We start from the raw sequence: 20,273 nt of genomic DNA on the forward strand, positions 1-20,273 counted from the left end.
GTATAGAAATCATGGATAAAAATATAAGTTTCACACTGAAAGTTTGGCGTCAGAAAGGTCCTAAGGATAAAGGACATTTTGATACCTTCCAAATGAAAGATATTCCGGGTGATACCTCATTCCTGGAAATGATGGATATCTTGAACGAGCAGCTTATCAATGAAGGTAAAGAACCTATCGTATTCGACCACGACTGTCGTGAAGGTATCTGCGGTATGTGCTCTATGTATATCAACGGACATCCTCACGGACCTGCTACAGGTGCTACTACCTGCCAGATTTATATGCGTCGTTTCAAAGACGGTGACACCATTACTGTTGAACCTTGGCGTTCTGCCGGTTTCCCGGTAATCCGCGACTTGATGGTAGACCGCAGCGCATACGACAAGATTATGCAGGCGGGTGGTTACGTGTCAATCAATACCGGTGGTATTCCTGACGCTAACGCAATTCCTATTGCAAAACCTATTGCCGATGAGGCTATGGATGCTGCTGCATGTATCGGTTGTGGTGCTTGTGTTGCTGCATGTAAGAATGGTTCTGCTATGTTGTTTGTTTCTGCAAAGGTCAGCCAGTTGGCACTGTTACCTCAAGGTAAAGTGGAAGCTGCACGCCGTGCGAAAGCTATGTTGAGCAAAATGGATGAACTGGGTTTTGGTAACTGTACAAACACTCGTGCTTGTGAGGCAGAATGTCCGAAGCTGGTTTCTATCAGCAACATTGCTCGTTTGAACCGTGAATTTATTGCTGCGAAGCTGAAAGACTAATTACGGTTAGTTTTACTTGATATTTGAGAGTGCCCTGCCTTTTGGCGGGGCATTTTTTTTATAATTATGTATTGGGTGAAATTTCTTCCTTTTCTTTTTTACGGATGTTTCTGGGAGAGTCGCCAAAGGACTTCTTACAGAAGTTGGAAAAATGTGAGAGAGATTCAAATCCATGTCCAAAGCAGATTTCGGAGATGGAAGCATCTGTATAGCGCAATTGGTAAAGGATACTTTCTTTGCGCTGTTTCATCATCCATTCATAGGCCGGTTCGTTGAAGATGGCTTTGAAAATGCGGCGGAAGGTGGTGACGCTGTAGCCGCCCAGTTGTGCGAACTCCTCTACGGACTTTATTTGTTTGTGGTGCTTTAATATGAAATATTCAAAACTGCTGGTGTATTGGGATAGGCTGTGTACAACAGGAGATAGCTCATAGTCTGTGTAATAGTGTGCCAACAGATAATAAAGTTCTTTACGCTTGAATTCGAGCAGCTCTTTACAAATTTTGTCTGCATTCAGATAGGAAGCAACCCCTTCAAGGAAAAGCTTTATTTCGGGCTTTATTTTCAGTGGCTCGGAGATGAGTGGCGGAGGCACGTTTTTCAATATATAGGTATAGCGGTCATAGCAGAAGGCTTTAGGGTCATCAAATGTGTACAGAATACCTTCCGAGTCTGTCATGGCCAGTATTTCCACTTTTGATGCGATAGCTTGCAGCACAAATTCTCCGGAATTGATGATGGTTCCGGCATATTCTTCACTATTGATTAATATTTGACCTTTGAGTAAGAAAAATAAAATATTGGTTTCACACTTATGTGGGGGTAAGTGGAAACCTTTTTTGTTATGTGTGTAATGGATGCTGTTCTCCACTGCTTTAGGGCATTGGGTACAATCCATCCTTTCATTACAGGGCAGACCAGACATATATAGATGTTAGAAACGCTTGTGTTCTTTTGGTTGATTTGACAAATGTAGGTCAAATATGGATAATTTGCAATAAGTTTCAGGAAAAAGACCGAAGAATCCTGTTTCCACTTGTTTGTCTTCTGCCGTTACGGAAAATGATAGCCTGTGGGCATGAGCATAGAGGGCTAAATTTGTGTGGCCAAACACAAAGAAGTTGCAATTGTTGGGAAAGTAGCAGAAAGAAAGTATCTTTGTGTGTATCCATGGGGAGGTATACCGGCTAAAACAGCATAGATTATGGAATTTGTAGTATCATCCTCCAATTTCTCCGGTATCATTGGCGAGCTGCAAACTATCGCATATACTTTTTGAGGACGGTTGATTGACAACAGGTAAAAATGCTCCGCAAATGAAATCGCAAATCATGATGGGGATGATACGGTGTTTCATTGCGGAGCAGGAAATTGCTATGTTCTTATCAGGAGATTATAATTTCATTGATTTATAAGCTTGCTGAGGGATCTTATGATGCAGGGTTTTTAGGAGTTTGCTCGTTATCAGTAGCATCCCAATTTTCATCATATGTTGTATTTACACTCATTTCTTCTGCACCAACCGGTAAAGTTAGTATATAACGGATACTTTGTCCGTTAGTCCATTCTCCGGTTAAGGATACTTCTTTTGAGTCATTAAAGAATGTTGCATTATCCTTCTCTGTTTTATACTTGACTATGATTTTTGCATCAGTAAGAGATTGTGGGTACAGCATTAATGAATTATCATTTTGTGTATAATCATAAATACCATCTTTGGCTGTTACGGTATTATCGAATGTATAGCTATAGCCACTAGCAGGTGCACTTCCTGTTATATTCCAATTTCCACCTTTTCCTTCGGTTCCTCCGAATGTATATGTTGCAGTACCGCCTTTGGCACCGGTGATAGTTATGCTTTCAACTGTGTAAGTATAGCTGCTATCAACTAGTTTCACAGCAAAGTTTATACGGGTGAGGATGTGTTGGAATGTAAGATTTAATGTATTATCACTTGGCTTGGTTACATCTTTGGAATAAGCCACTATAATATCTTTTTGATCGGCTGGGGTGTCAGGAAGAGTATAACTGATAGTAGGATAAGCGTTAGAACTAGCAGGTGCTGTATAGGTTACATCATTGGTATACCCAAAAAATTGCATTTCTGTGATAGGCCAGTAAAAAGTACCACTTGTTGTTGCCCAGCTACCTTGACCTCCTTTATATTCTATACCATCCATATAAGCATTACCCCATCCTGAAGTTGCAATATCATTGCTTTTAACTATATAGGCATGTAATTTAAACGACGTGAAACTGCTATTGCTTGTAACAGCGGCTCTTGAACTCTTTTTGACAATTGTGTTTACTCCTATTTCATTTTTACTTTTTGGAGTTCCATTGTCAATACCATCAATTTCATTCTGTGAGCAACTTGTGATTGCCAGTGCAGCTAAAGCTGCAAATAAAATCTTCTTCATATTCTGTGTGTTTTAAGTTAATAATTCTATGACTCTTTATTTTATATCTTAACCAACCGGTAATTCCACATTCGTTTCATCGTCCCAGTCACTAACGTTCCCATCAAATCCACCGCCACTTTCATCTGGAGGAACCTCTACATCATCCACTACAATTTTCTCGTCATCCGGAAGCTCAATCTCTATCTCGGACTCTTGAGGTTTTTCATCACCTTCTCCCGGCTCGTCTTCAGGAGGTTTTACCGCTTCCGTTATTTCCACTTTCGCTTCTTGTCTGGAACCATCCACCCTTACTATGATCAGATTCAGAAACTGAGTGATATCAGCTCTTGCCTGCGTCAGTTCGGGATGTCCGAAACAGGTGAAACTCCCTTTTATAACCCCATTCCCTTTACCGGTTTCACAATAAATGGGAGCGAAGCGGCATAAGCCGGCTCCTTTACCTAAATGGTAACATTCAGCCATTCCGGAAACACTGCCAATGATCGATGAGACATTTTTCAGCCCCTCTGTCTTTATTGAAAAGATGTAAGTGGTTACCACAGATTTTGGTCTTACCTCTAGTGTCGGTAACTCTTCTCCTTTTCCTATCTCTACATCGTCCAGGGTTGCCACATAAAAATTATCCGGTCCCCATACCATGTTTTCTGTTTCGCTGTCGCCCAATCCCGTGCAGTTTCCTGTACACGCCATTATCGTTTCGTAACTGTCTTCGCCTTTTACTTGCACTACTTCGGTGTCATAATTGTAAATCACTGCCAAGTAATGCCCCGGGGGCACTTTCATTTCTCCGCCTTTTGCCGGCAAGTAAGTATCAATCTTTCTTCCTTGGGCGTCCTTGGGATAGAAAATAACCCGGACTCCTTCCGGCAGACGGCCGGTTACCCCTTCCCAGTCCAAACGGATATTTATTCCTGTTACGGGATAATCGTCCAGAATCTCGCGTCGGCTGCATCCCACTAAAGTCAATAGTGAAGATAAAAGTACAAGAGCTACGTACCTTGTCTTTTTCATTTTCTTCCTCTCTTCTTTGTTATCACCCATACCAACGAAATTTTTGCTTTCGTAGGGCCTATAAAGGTGTAATTCCCGCTACTCATCCAAACTAGTGACCCTTCATAGGGAGTGTACTTTTGATATTCCGTGGTCAGGTAGCCTATGCCCAGGCTGAATTCCAATGCCAGATGCCGTGACACTGAAGTGGAATATCCATAAGTGAATCCTGCCGCACCGTAATATTTACCTTGGTAGCCGTCTCCTTTAAACTGAAAGTCGTAGATACCTCCTTCGGCATACAATCCAAAGAAATGTCCGTTCAACCGGTGATGCAGTTCACGGTTGCCCAGCCAGTAGCGGCTTTCTATTCCTCCCGAAATCAGCTGGTAGCAGATTTCTTTGCTACTGTTGGACCACCAGGGGCTTTTATATTCCAGGTTCACTGACCACCGCTTTCCTACAGGAATTTCTATTTCTATATTAGGCGCCAGTGCCAGGTCGTACAATAAATTATTTTTCAGTGCAAGCACTGTGTTGCCGGCTGTCTTGTCTCTTCTTGCTGCCTTTTCTTTGGGCTTTTTTCCCCGTTTTTCTTTTGTCTCTTTTTCCTTTTCTGCCTTTGTTACTGTTTTTTCTGTTTCTGTTATTACTTGTCTCCTTTCCTTTTGTGGGAGTGCTTGCACCGCCATTGACGCAATGGTCGTTTCCCTGTCAATCGGAATGAATTCAGTTTCTTCTATCATGGCCGCCTGTTCCGTGGAGGAGTTTTTTCCTTCCTTTTCTTCCGGATAAGACAGGCAGACTCTTATTTTTGTCCGTCTGAGCTCCGGTAGCAGCCGGTTGGAAATATATTGATAAGGTATGCCGGCATCCAGATGTTGCAAGAAATCTTGCATTTTTACAGGATTGTCATGGTGATAATCTATCAATGCCAATACATCCTCCCGGTCGGGGACCAGCCTGTCGTCCGTTATCAGTTTCCGTAAGGCATCCCCGTATTCTTCTCCTGTACGGATACAGATTTGGGCGGCATTGACTTGCGGATATTTCCGACATAAGAACGCTTTTACTTCCTCGCTTCTTTTTAGGCCCGGCGCTATGTCCGGTTCTTTTTTTCCGTTATATGAATCCGGTGAAACCAGAATAATGGAATAAAGATGTCTGCTGCGGGCAGGATGGGCAAGCAGGGAATCCAATGTTGCCAGCGTTTTACCGTTTCCTTGGTAATCCTTGTCCGCCTGTCGGGCCTTTAGGTCAAAATAGAGCATCATGTCCAATATGGTATCTTTGGGATTTTCGTACTCTGTCGTCCGGGCATAAGTGCTATTGGTCAGTAGGCACAAAAACACAAATATGCTGAATATAGTAGTGCGTTTTTCCATGGATTACCATTATGTGTGGAGCAAATATAGGTGATAAAATCTGAAAAAAAACTTATTAAATGTTCTATTTTCGGACGTGAAAGGGTTAGTGAAGCGATTGGACAGAATTTGCAAGTTTGGGCAGCCGGATAATGAGAAGGGCAGGGGAGCTTACTTTTATTTGGAGTGAATAATCAGAGGAATACTTTCTTTTTGCTTTTTACTTTCCAATGGACAGAAATGAACGGTCTTATCATATGGATAGGGCAATGTTTCATATTCCTTTTTTAATCCGTGTTTTTCAATCTAATTGTAATGTTGTGTGCGAAAACGGTTGTATTTGTGAAATAATACTAAATGAAAAGCGAAATTGAACTAAATATTTGGAGAAAATGAGTGTAAGTTGTACATTTGTCATGTGATTTTTTTCATAGTATTAGATTTAAGGTTAACAAAGGTTGGAGCAAAGCGTTGCTCCTTTTCCTTTTTTAAGCCCTTCGCTTTTGTTCTTTTCCTGCCTGTCAAGTTTCCTGTCTTTTAAAATATTCAGCTTCTTGTTTTCATCCATCGGATTTTATGTTATCTTTGTGTCAATGTAATTAATTGACAATCTAAATGAAAAGACACGCAAACCTTTTATGCTTGGGAGTTGCTGTTGCATTACTGAATGCCTGCGCTCCGGCTGTGAATGCTCCTGAACCTGTTTTCCCCATTCCTGAAAAGAAACAGGTGGATTGGCAGAAAATGGAGACATACGCTTTCGTACATTTCGGACTGAACACGTTCAATGATCGTGAATGGGGATATGGAGATTCCGATCCTGCTACATTCAATCCTGTCAAACTGGACTGCGAACAATGGGTGAAAACCTTTGTGGCGGCAGGGATGAAAGGAGTTATCCTTACGGCAAAACATCATGACGGATTTTGCCTGTGGCCTACGGGGCTGACCGAATACTGTATCCGTAACACGCCTTATAAAGACGGAAAAGGGGATATAGTGCGTGATCTTTCGGAAGCTTGCAAGAAGTATGGTATAAAATTCGCTGTCTATCTCTCACCGTGGGACAGGCATCAGGCCAATTATGGAACTCCGGAATATGTGGATTATTTCTATCGACAGTTGTACGAGTTGCTGACCAATTATGGTCCGGTGTTTGAAATCTGGTTTGACGGGGCCAATGGCGGTGATGGCTGGTATGGCGGAGCAAAAGATTCCCGTACCATAGACCGGAAGACTTACTATGACTATGCGCGTGCCTATGAAATGATTGACAAGTTTCAGCCGCAGGCTGTTGTATTCTCGGATGGCGGTCCCGGATGCCGCTGGGTAGGTAACGAGAATGGATTTGCCGGAGCGACAAACTGGTCTTTCTTGCGTGCCGGAGAGGTTTATCCGGGATATCCTAAGTATAGGGAACTGCAATACGGACATGCGGACGGCAATCAGTGGACGGCTGCCGAGTGTGATGTGTCTATCCGTCCGGGCTGGTTTTATCATCCGGAGGAGGACGACCGGGTGAAGACGGTGGAGCAATTGACAGACCTTTATTACCGCAGTGTGGGGCATAATGCGACTTTATTGCTTAATTTCCCCGTAAACCGGGATGGATTGATTCACCCTACAGATTCGGCGAATGCTGTTGATTTTTATAAGAATGTACAGAAACAGTTGGCAAACAATCTGTTGAAAGGTGTTCTTCCGGTAGTTTCCAATGAACGGGGTGGAAAATATACGGCAAAGGCGGTGACGGATGGAGAGTATGATACATATTGGGCTACGGAGGATAGCGTCACATCGGCTGTTATCGAGTTTGAATGGCCGGCCCCGCAGAAGGTAAACCGTATGCTGTTGCAGGAATACATTCCGTTGGGACAGCGTGTACAGTCCTTTGTGGTGGAATATAATAAGGAAGGGGAGTGGCTGCCTGTGAAACTGAATGAAGAGACTACTACAATCGGTTATAAACGTTTGCTTCGTTTTGAGACTGTCACTACGGACAAACTTCGCGTGAACTTTGAGAAATCACGCGCCTGCCTGTGTATCAATAATATAGAGGCTTATTATGCAGGAGAAACCCTTGATGTGTTTACAGCAAAAGCGGAGGAACTGAAAACATATCCGTTTACATTGCCGAAGGTAGATGAAGCGGAAGCCGGAAAATGTGCGGATAAAGATGCCGCCACTACTTGCTTTGTGGACGGCAATACGCTTCTGGTGGATTTAGGTACGGAACAGACTGTTTCTTCTTTCCATTATTTACCCGACCAGAGCGAGTATAACAAAGGACTGATAGCTGCCTATGAGATTTCAGTCGGCACGGAAGCCGGTGCGGTGAACCAGGTGGTGAGCAGCGGGGAATTCTCGAACATCAAGAACAATCCGATTCTCCAATCGGTCTACTTCAGTCCGGTAACAGCCAGATATGTGCTGTTGAAAGCAGTGCGGATGGTGGAAAATGACGGACCGATGGGCTTTGCCGAACTAGGAGTGCAATAACCATGCATCAATATACTCATGTACCCGTTCACGGTACAGCTACCGTATGTCAATGGGTATATGAGTATCTTGATACATGGTTACATTATTAACCGGTACACTCCTCCTGCCAGTGCTCGTATCACCCCTTTCATTTCTAATTCAAACAGTAATGCACTCATTCGGTTTACAGGTATGTTGGTGTCTATCACCAATGTGTTGATTTGTAATCCTTCCGACATTTTGCCGAGTCGTTTTACTATTCGTTCCTCTTCCTCGCTTAAATCAGGGAACAATTCCCGTTGTACTGTTTTCTCGGTTTTGGGGCTGCTTTCCCATCCCATGGCCTTCACTAAATCTTCGGCCGATGTGATAAGCACTGCCTGGTTTTTTCTTATCAGATTGTTGCAGCCTATGGAATATTCGTCGTTGCATCGTCCCGGAAAGGCAAAACAGTCCCGGTGATAACTTTCCGCCAGTTCGGCGGTGATGAGGGCTCCCCCTTTGGCGGCGGATTCGATAACGACGGTGGCGTCACTCATACCTGCCACAATGCGGTTTCGTTTCACGAAATTCTGCCTGTCGGGATTGGTTCCGCTTGTAAATTCGGTCAGCAAACCTCCCTGTTCCAACATGCTGACGGCTGTCTTCCGATGTTCGGCAGGATAAATACGGTCCAGTCCGTGTGCCAGCACGCCTATGGTCTTGAAATGATTCTGCAGGGCGGCGCGATGCGCATGGATATCAATGCCATAAGCCAGCCCGCTCACTATCAAGGCGTTTGGGCACAACACCGACAAGTCGGCAAGGAAACGAGTGCAGATATCCTGTCCGTAGGGGGTGGCATGACGGGTTCCTACCATATTGATGACATGCAGTGCATTCAGATCGGCATTTCCCCGGTAAAATAAAGCTAGCGGAGCATCATCACATTCACGCAAACGGCCGGGATAACCTTCATCATTTAAGGTGAGGCAGCGGATATGATTTTTCTCACAGAAAGTTAGTTCCTGCTCTGCACGCCGGAAAGCTTCGGAGTTATTCAACGCAGTAATGATCTTTTCGCTTACTCCGGGGACCAGTTGTGACAGCTCTTTGCGGTGTTCGAAAACACGGGTGGCGCTTCCCAGACTGCTCACCAGTCTGAATGCGCCTGTCGGTCCCAATCCCGGTATCCGGGTCAGGGCCAGGCTGCAAATTTGTTCGTCTTGTGTCATTCGCTCAGATAGGGGGCGAAAGTCTCGTCAAATAGAGCGCTGTCCCCTAATCTGCCGTTTACCACGCATACTGATTCTACAGTGGCCTTGACAGTCACTTTCATGTCGGGCAGACGGAAAATGTCCTGATAGAACACATATTTAATACCTTCTTTTTTCAGATAGAGCTTGGACACGAATTCGTCACCGCTGCGCAGCGGAGTTTTGAACGCCATGGTGAGCCTCGCCACTACCGGGTCCACTCCTTCTTCGTGCAAGCGTGCGAAACTGATGCCCACCGATGTGAGAAACTCATGGCGCGTATGTTCCAGATAATGTTGATAGTTGGCATTGTTCACAATACCCTGCAGGTCGCATTCATAATCGCGTACCTTCATCTTCAGTTCATAAATATACTTTTCCATAAGGCAAAGGTATAAGAAAAATGTGTTACTTTGCAGATAAACTTAAAAAAAGAAACAAATGAAACTGTACGCTGCCCCTTTGCAAGGTTTTACGGAAGCCCCCTGGAGAAATCTTCATCAGGAAGTTTTTGGTGGGATAGATGCTTATTATACCCCCTTTGTGCGGATGGAGAAAGGAGAGTTCCGTAACAAGGATGTACGGGAGATCGCTTCTGAAAACAATACTGTGTCCCGGCTGATTCCCCAGCTTATCGCTTCCACTCCTGCCGAACTGGAACGGCTGGCCGGTTTGTTTATAGAGAAAGGGTACAAGGAAGCGGATATCAATATGGGTTGTCCTTTTCCCCTGATGACAGGGAAACATAAGGGTTCGGGCATATTGCCGTATCCGGCCGAGGTGGAAGCTTTATTGAAAGAGCTGGTGCACTATCCGGAACTGGGTTTCTCCGTCAAGATGAGATTGGGATGGGAGTGTGCGGATGAATGGCGGCCGTTGTTGCCTTTGTTGAACGCTGCCCCCTTGCGGCGGATCGTTCTGCATCCTCGTATCGGGAAGCAACAGTACAAGGGAGAGGTGGACTTGGCTGCGTTCACCGCTTTCTATGAGGAGTGCGCCCATCCGTTGGTGTATAACGGTGACTTGCTGACGGTGGAAGATATCCGGAAGGTGGACGAGGAGTTTCCCCGCCTGGAGGGGGTCATGCTGGGACGCGGGTTGCTGGCCAATCCTGCTTTGGCTTGGGAATATGCAAACGGAACCGTTTTTTCTCCCGATGAGCTGCATGAAAAGGTGAAGGCGCTTCACGCACGCCTTCTTCAATATTATGAAGCCCATTTACAGGGAGAGGCGCAATTGCTGAGTAAAATGAAGCCTTATTGGGAATACCTGCTGCCCGATGCGGACCGGAAGATAAAAAAAGCGATAAAGAAGGCTACAACGATGGATAAGTATTTGACAGCGGTGAACCAGCTGTAATGATGGAAAAGGGGCTTCGGTACATGAAAACCGGAGTGTTTCTTCAGTTCATTCAGCCGGTCTAACAGCTTGTAAAATAGAGAGGTATCCTGATAGGAGAACCTTCAGTTTCCTGTCAGTTACTTCCAGCCCATATTTTTGTTCCTACCTGTTAGATGAGAGGTATGTCCGTCATGCCTGTATTTTAAGAAATACTTAGCTGTCTTTTCTTGGAGCATATCCTTTATCTTCCTTGTTATGCATCCAGTTGCTTCCTGATAAGTTTATCGTTTCACTAAAGTGATGAAACCTTATCACCCTAGTGATGAGCTTGTACCACTTGGGTGATGAAACTTCATCACTTAAGTGAAACACTGTACTTGTCAAGAAGAGAACACGAACTTGTCCTGATGAAAACCCTTTTACATAAGGATGTTTACGCTTAGTCACTTTTCATCCCGAAACGCCGGAAATCCCTTGACAAAGGCTTTTCAATGTGCTATCTTTGTGGAAACAACAACTAAAAAAAACAATAAAATCATGATGAAAGAAATGATTCGGAAGGTGATGGAATGGTGCAAGTTATGGAACGGTGAAACTGCAACGGCGAAACAGGCGGACCCTTCTTCGGATAAAAGGGAAAAAGAACAGGCTGCGGATAACCGGGAGGTGCAAGACCGTCTGGAGAACTACTTGTGGAAACACTATGAGTTCCGTTTCAACGTGTTGACGGAACAACCCGAATATTGCGCGAAGGGGCAAGGGACGGACACACCTTATAAGATAGTGACTCAGCGTACCTTGAACACCTTGTGCCTGGAAGCGCACCGTCATCGCATCAATTGCTGGGATAAGGATGTGAGCCGCCTGCTCCATTCGGAACGCTTGGAAGACTATCACCCTTTCCTTACTTATATGGATACACTGCCCCAATGGGACGGGGTGGACCGCGTCACTCCGCTGGCGCAGCGTATCTCGAAAAAAGCCTTCTGGATAAACGGTTTCCACCGCTGGATGCTGGGAATGGCCGCCCAGTGGGCAGGACGCATGGACCGTTGCGCCAATGCAGTGGCCCCTATGTTGGTGAGCCGTATGCAGGGCAAGTGTAAATCTACTTTTTGTCAGTTGTTGATGCCCGACGGGTTGAGAGATTATTATACGGACAGTTTTGAGTTGACGGGGCAGTCGGGATGCGAACAGAAACTGGCGCAGTTCGGGCTGATTAACCTGGATGAGTACGACCGTCTTTCTCCTCAAAAACTGCCGTTGCTCAAGACACTGATGCAGATGAAGAAGTTGGATTTCCGTAAGTCGCACCGTTCATCCTACAGTCACCTGCCCCGCATGGCTTCGTTTATAGGAACCAGTAATCATAAGGATTTGCTGACCGACCCCACGGGCAGTCGCCGTTATCTTTGTGCCGAGGTGAAAGAGAAAATAGACTGCACGCCACTGGAGCACAAGCAATTGTTTGCCCAATTGAAGGCGGAGCTGGAGGGTGGCGAGCGTTATTGGTTTTCGGCCGAAGAGGAAGCGGAACTGCAATTGCGCAACCGCGAGTTCTATGCCATGCCCGTAGAGCAGGAGGTGTTCTACCGTTGTTTTCGTCTGCCTGAGGCGGGAGAGGAGTTCAAACTCTATTCGGCCTCGGTCATTTTCACCATTTTGCAGAGCCGTTATCCTGCGGCTATGCGCGGCATGACGGTGGTGCGTTTCGGCAAGATGATGAGCGCCATGGGGGCGGAACGGATGCATACGGAGAAAGGAAATCTGTACAAGGTGGTGCTGGCGGCATAATTCCCGTCCATCAGGCCGGCTGAAAGGACTGACAGGAGGCTGAAGGGACTTCTGTCAGTCTTATTTGTTGTGCGACAGCGTGTTAACCGTGCTGAATGGACTGAAGGCGGGGTGCATGAATGCCAAAAAACATACTATAAGAATCTTTTTAAAGAGCCGTTTTCTCAAGAATTTGTACTAAGTTTGCAACCAAACTACATAATTAAAAAAACTATGATTAACAGATTTGTATTGAACGAAGTATCTTACTTCGGTCCGGGTGCGCGTGAAGTGCTTCCACAAGAGATTAAACGTTTGGGCTTGCATAAGGCGTTTGTTGCTACAGACAAGGACTTGATTAAGTTCGGTGTGGCTGATAAAGTGTTGAAAGTCTTGGAGAATGCAGGTATTCCTTATGAAATATTCAGTGAAATCAAACCGAATCCTACTGTAAGCAATGTAAAGGCGGGAGTTGAAGCTTTTGCAAAATCAGGAGCGGACTTTATTCTGGCTATCGGCGGCGGTTCGTCTATCGATACTTCGAAAGCGATTGGTATCATCACTAATAATCCAGACTTCAGTGATGTGGTGTCACTGGAAGGTGTGGCTCCTACAAGGAAAAAGTCAGTGCCTATCATTGCACTGCCCACTACCGCCGGTACTGCCGCCGAGGTGACTATCAACTATGTCATCACGGATGAGGAAAACCATAAGAAGATGGTTTGTGTAGACCCGAACGATATCCCCGCCATCGCTATTGTGGATGCGGAACTGATGTACACTCTGCCTAAAGGGCTGACTGCTTCTACCGGTTTGGACGCACTGACCCACGCCATCGAAGGGTTGATAACCAAAGGCGCTTGGGAAATGAGTGATATGTTCGAGATCAAGGCGATCGAAATGATTGCCCGTTATCTGGAAACCGCTGTCTTCGAGCCTACCAATGCGGAAGCCCGTAACGGTATGGCTGTGGCACAGTACATTGCAGGTATGGCGTTCTCTAATGTAGGCTTGGGCGTGGTTCACGGTATGGCTCATCCGTTGGGAGCTATCTTCGATATTCCTCACGGTGTGGCTAATGCACTGTTGCTGCCTGTCATCATGGAGTTCAATGCTCCGGCTGCTTTGTCCAAATATGTAGATATCGCCAAGGCGATGAATGTGTACAAGGATGGCATGAGCCGGGAAGAGGCTGCGAAGGCTGCTGTTGAGGCGGTGAAGGCATTGTCTGTCAAGGTGGGTATCCCTCAGCATTTGTCTGAACTGGGTATTAAGGAAGAAGACTTGCCCCGTCTGGCCGCTTCGGCTATTGCCGATGTGTGTACGCCGGGCAATCCTCGTGAAGTGACGGAAGAAATTATTCTGGAACTTTACAAGAAGGCTTTCTAAGCGTAATTCTTTTGTAATAAAAGCATAGGTGGTGTGTGGATGTGCAGGGCATATCCACACACTTTTTTTATCTCCTTTCTGTTTTTTGAATTGTTATGTGAGTTTCATTTTTTTGTATTTGGATTGAAATGTGCAGTTCGTTTCTTTGCGGCAGAAAACAATAAACTTAAAGTTATGAAAAAGAAGTTCATTTTAACCGTTGCTTTTTTGAGTATCAGTTTGTTTGCCCAACAGATGTGGGCTATGCCGTTTTGTCCGGTGCGTGACAAAAAAGAGAATGTGAAAACGGATGCATCTTCGGCTAAGGTGGAAACATGGGAGTTTTACTCTACTGTTGAAACCCCTTCTTCCGAAGAGCTGGCTGCATTGGTTTCTAATCATAAATTAGGTAAGAAGGTAGCCTTCCTGTATGATTCATTTAAAGATACTTATGTGGTGAAGGAAGAGGTGGTACCCGGAGATCCGACGCGTCGTACGGTGATTCGTAAGCCGGAAATCTACAATGCGGTACGTACCATTGAAAAAGAACTGAACCGTCAGGTAAGGAAAGACCTGCTGCCGCAGGATAAGGCGGAGCAGGAGTTTACAGGGGTGCTGAAAGTGGCGTTGGCCGCTATCGACTCGGATACGGAGTCTTTTGAGACTGCTTTACAAGAGAATAAAAAGGACGTATCTCATTTGTTGGGTGTATTCCGCCGTGTCAGCCTTAAAAGTATCTATTGAATTCTTTCTTTTCAGGATAAACTAACAATTATATATAAATGAAAACTAAACAGTGCTTGGTCATTGTTATGACCTTGCTATGCCTTTGCGTGAAGGCGCAGAATCTCAGAGTGACCGGTGTGGTGCGGGATAAGTCGGATGTGATTATCGGTGCCAGCGTAATGGTTAAAAACTCAACAGTGGGTACGGTGACAGATATGGATGGGCGTTATTCAGTGGAAGTGCCCGCCAATGGTGTATTGATTTTTTCTTATATCGGATATACTCCGGTAGAGAAACAAGTAGATGGACAAACGGTGATTAACGTGACGATGAATGACGATGTGCAGGCCATTGACGAAGTAGTGGTAACTGCTATCGGTATCAAGCAGCAGAAAAAGAAGTTGGGATATACTACCCAACAAGTCAATACCGAGGCTTTAGACCAGCCGGGTACGGTGAATGTTGGTAATGCCCTGTCGGGTCAGGTAGCCGGTTTGACGGTAAATAATCCTACCGGTATTTTTCAGGCTCCTTCGTTTTCCTTACGTGGAAAGACTCCGTTGATGGTGATTGACGGTGTGCCTGTGGAGTCGGATCTTTTTGACGTATCTCCCGAAAATATAGAAAGTATTAATGTTTTGAAGGGAACTGCCGCCGCTGCTTTGTATGGTTCGCGGGGTAAAGACGGTGCTATTTTGATTACTACCAAACTGGCGAAAGAGGATGGATTGACTGTTACGGCCGGATTGTCCAGTATGGTTTCTGCCGGATTTACGGTCTTTCCTGAAACTCAGACAGAGTTTGGTTCGGGCTCTAATGGTCAGTATGCCTTTTGGGATGGAGCAGATGGTGGTATCTCGGATGGAGACATGACCTGGGGACCTCGTTTTGCCGGGCAGAAAATAGCACAGTGGAATAGTCCTATCCGTAATAAAGAAACAGGAGAAACGATTCCTTGGTGGGGGGATGTTTCCGGTACGATTTATGATGACCAGTCTAAGTACGAACGGGTGCCCATCGCATGGGAACCTCATGATAACCTGAGGGACTTTTTACGTACCGGAATTATTACAAAAGCGACTTTTTCAGTGGCAAGCAAAAGTAAAAAAGCTAACTATAATTTTAACGGTGATTTCTCCAATCAGCGCGGACAGGTTCCCAATACTTCGGTTTATACGGGGGGATTGAACTTTAACAGTATGTATAACCTTAGTAACTCGGTTACTTTATCAGCCAATCTTTCTTATAACAAGGTATATTCTCCCAATTATCCACGTTATGGATATGGACCGAAAAATCATATGTATACCATTTTGTTATGGATGGGAAATGATGTAAATGGAAAGGAGTTGGCCGAGCATTATTATCGTCCGGACTCTGAAGGTACACGTCAGGCCAACTACAACTATGCGTGGTATAATAATCCTTACTTTGCTGCCAATGAACTGACGCAAAAGCATGACCGTAATACAATGAATGGACAACTGAAACTGAACTGGGATGTAATACCGGGGCTGAGTTTGCAAGGACGGGCTGCGGGACGTTTGGAAAGCACATTTGAAGATATGTCTGTTCCTAAGTCTTATATGAACTATGGTGATTCGCGGAATGGCGACTACAAAACGTGGAATACTGATCAGCTGGACATCAATGCGGATTTTCTTGCTACTTACACACGTGCTTTCAGCAGGAATTTTACGTTGACTGTCAATGCCGGTACTTCACTGTATTACCGTCAGATTCGGAAGCAAAGCCAGTCTACAGACGGACTGATTGTGGCGAAAGTATATAATTTGGGTAATAGCCTGAATCCTGTAAGCGCTACCAACTCGATGAACGAAAAAGCTATCGAGAGTGTTTATGGTTCTGTGAATGTAGATTTGTTTGAGTCTTTGTTTCTTACATTTACCGGGCGTAATGACTGGTCTTCTACTTTGGCAAAAGGGAATAACTCCTATTTCTATCCTTCTGTGTCATTAAGTACATTGGTTAATGAATATGTGAAACTGCCTTCATGGATGGATTATCTGAAAGTAAATGGTGCATGGGCGCAAGTTTCCAGTGACCTTGATTCTTATTCTTTGTATGCTACTTATTCCAATGGCACACTGTATGGCAGTATTCCGTCCGTGACTTATCCGGGTACGTTACTCAATGCGAATATATTGCCGCAAAAAACAACCTCGTATGAGGTGGGGGTTTCTACTTCGTTTTTGCATAATCGCATTGGAATTGATCTGACCTACTATCATATGCTGGATGAGAACAGTATTATAGAACTGCCCATATCATCTGCCTCGGCATTTACCAAACGTTATGTGAATGGTAACGAATACACAACAAACGGTTTCGAGCTGATTGTTTCCGCCACTCCGGTAAAAAACAAAAACTTTACCTGGAATGTAGCTACCAATTGGAGTAGTAATATTCGTAAGCTGACCGGGATTTATGGAAACCAGGAGAAGTTCGGCGATTTGAAAAAAGGTGACCGGGCTGATGCTATGTATGCTACCGAGTGGGAAAAGACACCGGATGGCCGGTTGATATTGGATGCGAATACGGGTTTGCCCACTCAGAGCGCTTTTAAGACCAAAGTAGGAAACCAGTCTCCTGATGTTCGTTTCGGATTGCAGAATACTTTCAAGATAAAGGATTTTACTGTCAATATAGATATGGACGGAGCTATCGGAGGAACGTTGATATCTACTACCACGCAGAAAATGTGGTGGGGAGGAAAGCATCCCAAATCTACCATGTATCGTCAGGAAGAATATGATAATGGTGGCAAGCCTGTTTATGTGCCCGAAGGTGTCAATATAGTAAGCGGTGAGGTGACTTATGACGTGAATGGGAATATTGTTTCCGATACCCGTGTCTATAAAAAGAATGAAACAGCGGTAAACATACAGACTTGGGCCCAGAATTATCCTTATCGTGCCGTGGTGCGTACAGAAGAAAGCGAGTTGTTTGCTAATACGTTCAGCCGTTCTTTCCTAAAACTGAGACGTGTTGCAGTGACGTATGATTTGACTAAGTTCATTCAGTCACAGTTTATAAAAGGGCTGGATGTCACAGTGTTTGGAAACAATCTGGCCGTGCTGAAAAAGACTCCTTATTTGGATCCGGACTTTGGTGCCAGTGATGGAGATTTGCAGGATCCGTCGGCCCGTTATGTAGGAGTGAGTGCTAACATTAAATTTTAACGTTTATTCAAAATATGATGAAGAAGTATATCAAATACATGGCATCTCTTCTTGCCGTATCCTTTGCAATGAGTGCTTGCATTGATTTGGAAGAGATGAATGTGGATCCTAATAATGCCACTACTACCAATCCTTCCCTGTTGTTGACCGGAGTTGCTTATAGTGCTTTCAATCAAACCAGTTCGGATGCTTGCCATGCAGCCAAGATGCTGATTCTGACTTCGGGAGAAAGCAAGTATCAGGTTTATAAATGGACGCGTGGGGATTTTGATTATTATAGCAATTTGCGTGATGTGACCAAAATGTCAGAAGAGGCCGGAGAAGGAAGTGCTTATCAGGCTTTGGCTCATTTCTTCCGTGCCAATTATTTCTATCAGTTGACTCTGGACTTTGGAAGTATCCCCTATACGGATGCGCTTAAGGCAGAAACAGATGCGAATTACCAGCCGGCATACGATTCGCAGGAAGTTGTGCTGGCCGGCATTTTGAAGGAACTGGAAGAGGCCGATAAAATGCTTGAAGGCAGTGATGAGATTATTTCGGGAGATATTATCTACAATGGCAACTTGGTTAATTGGAGAAAATTGATTAATGCTTACCGCTTACGTATTTTGATGTCTTTGTCGGGAAAAGAGAAGGTAGGTGATATAGATGTTAAATCGGAGTTTTCAAAGATTGTAGCCGACGGACCTTTAATGGAAAGCTTGTCGGATAACGGGCAGTTGATCTATCTTGACCAGCAGGATAACCGTTATCCGTATTTTAATGACAGCGATTTCGGTTCGGGGCGTTTTATGGATTCCACTTATATTGCTGAATTGGCTACACGGCAGGATCCGCGTTTATTTGCTGTTGCCACGCAAACTCCGAATGCTGAAAAAGCCGGAAAAGCGATTAATGATTTCAGCTCTTATGACGGGGGTGATCCGGCTGTTCCTTATAGTTTGGTTAATGATAAGGCGGTGGCTGGAAACTGTTCCAAGCCTGCTCCCCGTTATTACCAGACTCCGACCAATGAGCCTATGGTCTTGTTAGGTTACGTTGAACAGCAGCTTATATTGGCTGAGGCTGTAGTAAGAGGATGGATTCAGGGAGATGACAAGATTTATTATGAATCGGCCGTCAAGGCGTCTTTTGAGTTTTATCAGAAATATGCTGTGTCGGTAGCTGATTATCTCACTCAGGATGCAGCGGCAGAATACCTTCGAAATGACAAGGTGGCTTATTCCTCTTCCCTTTCTACTGATGAGAAGATAGAGCGTATTATTATGCAAAAGTATTTGCCGACATTTTTGCAGGGAAGTGTATGGCTACCCTACTATGAGGCGCTTCGTACGGGGTATCCCGATTTCCGCCGTGCCGCAGGAGTTAGTCTGCCTTATCGCTGGATGTATCCGCAGGATGAATATAATAACAATGCCACTCATGTGGAGGCTGCTTTGAATGAGCAGTTTGGTGGAAGTGATAAAACCTCGGATAAGCCTTGGTGGTTGCAGTAATCAGTTTAAATAAATTTTTAGGATGATGAAAAAGATAAAAACATTATGTGGTGTGTTGGCTCTGCTTTGTGTAGGGATGATGCCGGTAAGCGCGCAAAATGTGCTGAAATTCAATGCAGACAAGAAGTTTAAGATTGTTCAGTTCACTGATGTTCATTGGGTACCGGGAGACTCTGCCTCGGAAGAAGCGGCGGAGCGAATGAATGAGGTCTTGGATGTTGAGAAACCGGATTTGGTGATTTATACAGGTGATTTGGTGTTTGGCAAGCCGGCGAGCGAGGCATTGTCTAAAGCTTTGGAACCTGTTGTTTCCCGCCGTTTGCCTTTTGCCGTGACTTGGGGAAACCATGATGATGAGCAAGATATGACCCGTATTGAGTTACTGGAATATATCAAAGATATGCCGGGTAATCTGACCTCTACCACGGCAGGGATTTCGGGAGTTACTAATTATGTACTTCCTTTGAAGTCGGAAGACGGAAAGAAGGATGCAGCTGTGCTTTATGTCTTCGATAGCAATGCGTATTCGTCTTTGAAACAGGTAAAAGGGTATGATTGGATAAGGCCGGATCAGATAAATTGGTATGTTGAGAGCAGTGTGGGATATACGGAACGTAATGGTGGCAAGCCACTGCCCTCGTTAGCTTTCTTTCATATTCCTTTTCCGGAATATAATGAAGCGGCGCAAGATGAAAATGCGTTATTGATAGGAACACGTAAGGAAAAGGCTTGTGCTCCGTTGATTAATACAGGTTTGTATGCTGCTATGCTGAATGCAGGAGACATAATGGCTACATTTGTGGGGCACGACCATGTGAATGATTATGTGGTTGATTGGAAAGGGATTTTGTTGTGCTATGGACGGTTTACCGGAGGGAATACCGTTTATCACGATATTCCGGGAGGAAATGGGGCACGGGTCATTGAACTGACACAAGGAGTGCGCTCTTTCAAGACATGGGAGCGTTTGGAGGGAGGAAAGATTATTAATGAAGTAAATTATCCGTCTGATTTCCAAAGAGAATAATAGTCAGTTGGGCAGGATAGGGGGATTCTCAGTACCTGTCCTTCCGGTGACAAGACTGTTTCGTCATTTGTTATAC

General features: G+C 44.8%; 15 protein-coding genes. 9 read left to right on the forward strand and 6 right to left on the reverse strand.

Annotated features, from left to right (window positions below; translation table 11 throughout):
* Positions 1–11 precede the first annotated feature (11 nt).
* Positions 12–767 (forward strand): succinate dehydrogenase/fumarate reductase iron-sulfur subunit, encoded by a 756-nt coding sequence (locus BVU_RS06275; RefSeq protein ID WP_005843870.1) that lies wholly within the window; start codon positions 12–14, stop codon positions 765–767.
* A 64-nt stretch (positions 768–831) separates the two neighbouring features.
* Here BVU_RS06275 and BVU_RS06280 read toward each other — a convergent pair whose 3' ends face one another.
* The 4 genes from BVU_RS06280 to BVU_RS06295 form a co-directional block, all read right to left on the reverse strand.
* Positions 832–1,692, reverse strand: coding sequence for a helix-turn-helix domain-containing protein (locus BVU_RS06280; protein WP_011965101.1), 861 nt, complete (start codon positions 1,690–1,692; stop codon positions 832–834).
* 505 nt (positions 1,693–2,197) lie between these two features.
* Positions 2,198–3,187 (reverse strand): fimbrillin family protein, encoded by a 990-nt coding sequence (locus tag BVU_RS06285; protein ID WP_011965102.1) that lies wholly within the window; start codon positions 3,185–3,187, stop codon positions 2,198–2,200.
* Between the two features lie 48 nt (positions 3,188–3,235).
* Positions 3,236–4,231 (reverse strand): DUF5119 domain-containing protein, encoded by a 996-nt coding sequence (locus tag BVU_RS06290; RefSeq protein WP_008666411.1) that lies wholly within the window; start codon positions 4,229–4,231, stop codon positions 3,236–3,238.
* Positions 4,198–5,565, reverse strand: a complete 1,368-nt coding sequence (locus BVU_RS06295) for a DUF3575 domain-containing protein (RefSeq protein ID WP_011965103.1) — start codon at positions 5,563–5,565, stop codon at positions 4,198–4,200. Before BVU_RS06295 ends, BVU_RS06290 begins: the two co-directional genes overlap by 34 nt.
* A gap of 594 nt (positions 5,566–6,159) precedes the next feature.
* Here BVU_RS06295 and BVU_RS06300 point away from each other — a divergent pair.
* On the forward strand, positions 6,160–8,043 hold the full coding sequence (locus BVU_RS06300; protein WP_011965104.1) for an alpha-L-fucosidase: 1,884 nt from the start codon (positions 6,160–6,162) through the stop codon (positions 8,041–8,043).
* 80 nt (positions 8,044–8,123) lie between these two features.
* Here the strand turns inward: BVU_RS06300 and dprA are convergent, their stop codons facing one another.
* Together dprA and BVU_RS06310 are read right to left on the reverse strand one after the other, a co-directional pair.
* Positions 8,124–9,239 (reverse strand): DNA-processing protein DprA, encoded by a 1,116-nt coding sequence (gene dprA / locus BVU_RS06305; protein WP_011965105.1) that lies wholly within the window; start codon positions 9,237–9,239, stop codon positions 8,124–8,126.
* Complete coding sequence (locus tag BVU_RS06310; RefSeq protein WP_005843849.1) at positions 9,236–9,643, reverse strand: acyl-CoA thioesterase; 408 nt, start codon at positions 9,641–9,643, stop codon at positions 9,236–9,238. The genes dprA and BVU_RS06310 overlap by 4 nt, the downstream gene beginning before the upstream one ends.
* Positions 9,644–9,701: 58 nt before the next feature.
* Here BVU_RS06310 and BVU_RS06315 point away from each other — a divergent pair, with 58 nt between their 5' ends.
* The 7 genes from BVU_RS06315 to BVU_RS06345 all read left to right on the forward strand — a co-directional run bounded on the left by BVU_RS06315 (position 9,702) and on the right by BVU_RS06345 (position 20,197).
* Positions 9,702–10,619 carry a tRNA-dihydrouridine synthase family protein gene (locus BVU_RS06315; protein WP_011965106.1) on the forward strand — a complete coding sequence of 306 codons (918 nt, stop codon included), beginning with the start codon at positions 9,702–9,704 and terminating at the stop codon, positions 10,617–10,619.
* A gap of 519 nt (positions 10,620–11,138) precedes the next feature.
* Entirely contained in the window at positions 11,139–12,395 is a 1,257-nt protein-coding gene (locus BVU_RS06320) for a DUF3874 domain-containing protein (RefSeq protein ID WP_005838705.1), read from the forward strand.
* A 213-nt stretch (positions 12,396–12,608) separates the two neighbouring features.
* Positions 12,609–13,763 carry a lactaldehyde reductase gene (fucO, locus tag BVU_RS06325; RefSeq protein WP_005849825.1) on the forward strand — a complete coding sequence of 385 codons (1,155 nt, stop codon included), beginning with the start codon at positions 12,609–12,611 and terminating at the stop codon, positions 13,761–13,763.
* Between the two features lie 174 nt (positions 13,764–13,937).
* Positions 13,938–14,486, forward strand: a complete 549-nt coding sequence (locus BVU_RS06330) for a hypothetical protein (RefSeq protein WP_011965107.1) — start codon at positions 13,938–13,940, stop codon at positions 14,484–14,486.
* Between the two features lie 38 nt (positions 14,487–14,524).
* Positions 14,525–17,671: a SusC/RagA family TonB-linked outer membrane protein gene (locus BVU_RS06335; RefSeq protein WP_011965108.1), complete on the forward strand. Its 3,147-nt coding sequence runs from the start codon at positions 14,525–14,527 to the stop codon at positions 17,669–17,671.
* Positions 17,672–17,688: 17 nt separating this feature from the next.
* The gene (locus BVU_RS06340) at positions 17,689–19,170 is read left to right on the forward strand and encodes a SusD/RagB family nutrient-binding outer membrane lipoprotein (protein WP_011965109.1); all 1,482 of its coding nucleotides are present in this window, start codon (positions 17,689–17,691) and stop codon (positions 19,168–19,170) included.
* A gap of 25 nt (positions 19,171–19,195) precedes the next feature.
* Entirely contained in the window at positions 19,196–20,197 is a 1,002-nt protein-coding gene (locus tag BVU_RS06345) for a metallophosphoesterase family protein (protein ID WP_011965110.1), read from the forward strand.
* Positions 20,198–20,273: the final 76 nt, after the last annotated feature.

The sequence above is a fragment of the Phocaeicola vulgatus ATCC 8482 genome (genome assembly GCF_000012825.1).
Lineage (GTDB): Bacteria > Bacteroidota > Bacteroidia > Bacteroidales > Bacteroidaceae > Phocaeicola > Phocaeicola vulgatus.

Excerpts from the sequence above, each read along its gene's own strand:
- BVU_RS06275 (WP_005843870.1), top strand. The coding sequence starts at position 12 with ATGGATAAAAATATAAGTTTCACACTGAAAGTTTGGCGTCAGAAAGGT.
- BVU_RS06280 (WP_011965101.1), bottom strand. The coding sequence starts at position 1,692 with ATGTCTGGTCTGCCCTGTAATGAAAGGATGGATTGTACCCAATGCCCT.
- BVU_RS06285 (WP_011965102.1), bottom strand. The coding sequence starts at position 3,187 with ATGAAGAAGATTTTATTTGCAGCTTTAGCTGCACTGGCAATCACAAGT.
- BVU_RS06290 (WP_008666411.1), bottom strand. The coding sequence starts at position 4,231 with ATGGGTGATAACAAAGAAGAGAGGAAGAAAATGAAAAAGACAAGGTAC.
- BVU_RS06295 (WP_011965103.1), bottom strand. The coding sequence starts at position 5,565 with ATGGAAAAACGCACTACTATATTCAGCATATTTGTGTTTTTGTGCCTA.
- BVU_RS06300 (WP_011965104.1), top strand. The coding sequence starts at position 6,160 with ATGAAAAGACACGCAAACCTTTTATGCTTGGGAGTTGCTGTTGCATTA.
- dprA (WP_011965105.1), bottom strand. The coding sequence starts at position 9,239 with ATGACACAAGACGAACAAATTTGCAGCCTGGCCCTGACCCGGATACCG.
- BVU_RS06310 (WP_005843849.1), bottom strand. The coding sequence starts at position 9,643 with ATGGAAAAGTATATTTATGAACTGAAGATGAAGGTACGCGATTATGAA.
- BVU_RS06315 (WP_011965106.1), top strand. The coding sequence starts at position 9,702 with ATGAAACTGTACGCTGCCCCTTTGCAAGGTTTTACGGAAGCCCCCTGG.
- BVU_RS06320 (WP_005838705.1), top strand. The coding sequence starts at position 11,139 with ATGATGAAAGAAATGATTCGGAAGGTGATGGAATGGTGCAAGTTATGG.
- fucO (WP_005849825.1), top strand. The coding sequence starts at position 12,609 with ATGATTAACAGATTTGTATTGAACGAAGTATCTTACTTCGGTCCGGGT.
- BVU_RS06330 (WP_011965107.1), top strand. The coding sequence starts at position 13,938 with ATGAAAAAGAAGTTCATTTTAACCGTTGCTTTTTTGAGTATCAGTTTG.
- BVU_RS06335 (WP_011965108.1), top strand. The coding sequence starts at position 14,525 with ATGAAAACTAAACAGTGCTTGGTCATTGTTATGACCTTGCTATGCCTT.
- BVU_RS06340 (WP_011965109.1), top strand. The coding sequence starts at position 17,689 with ATGAAGAAGTATATCAAATACATGGCATCTCTTCTTGCCGTATCCTTT.
- BVU_RS06345 (WP_011965110.1), top strand. The coding sequence starts at position 19,196 with ATGAAAAAGATAAAAACATTATGTGGTGTGTTGGCTCTGCTTTGTGTA.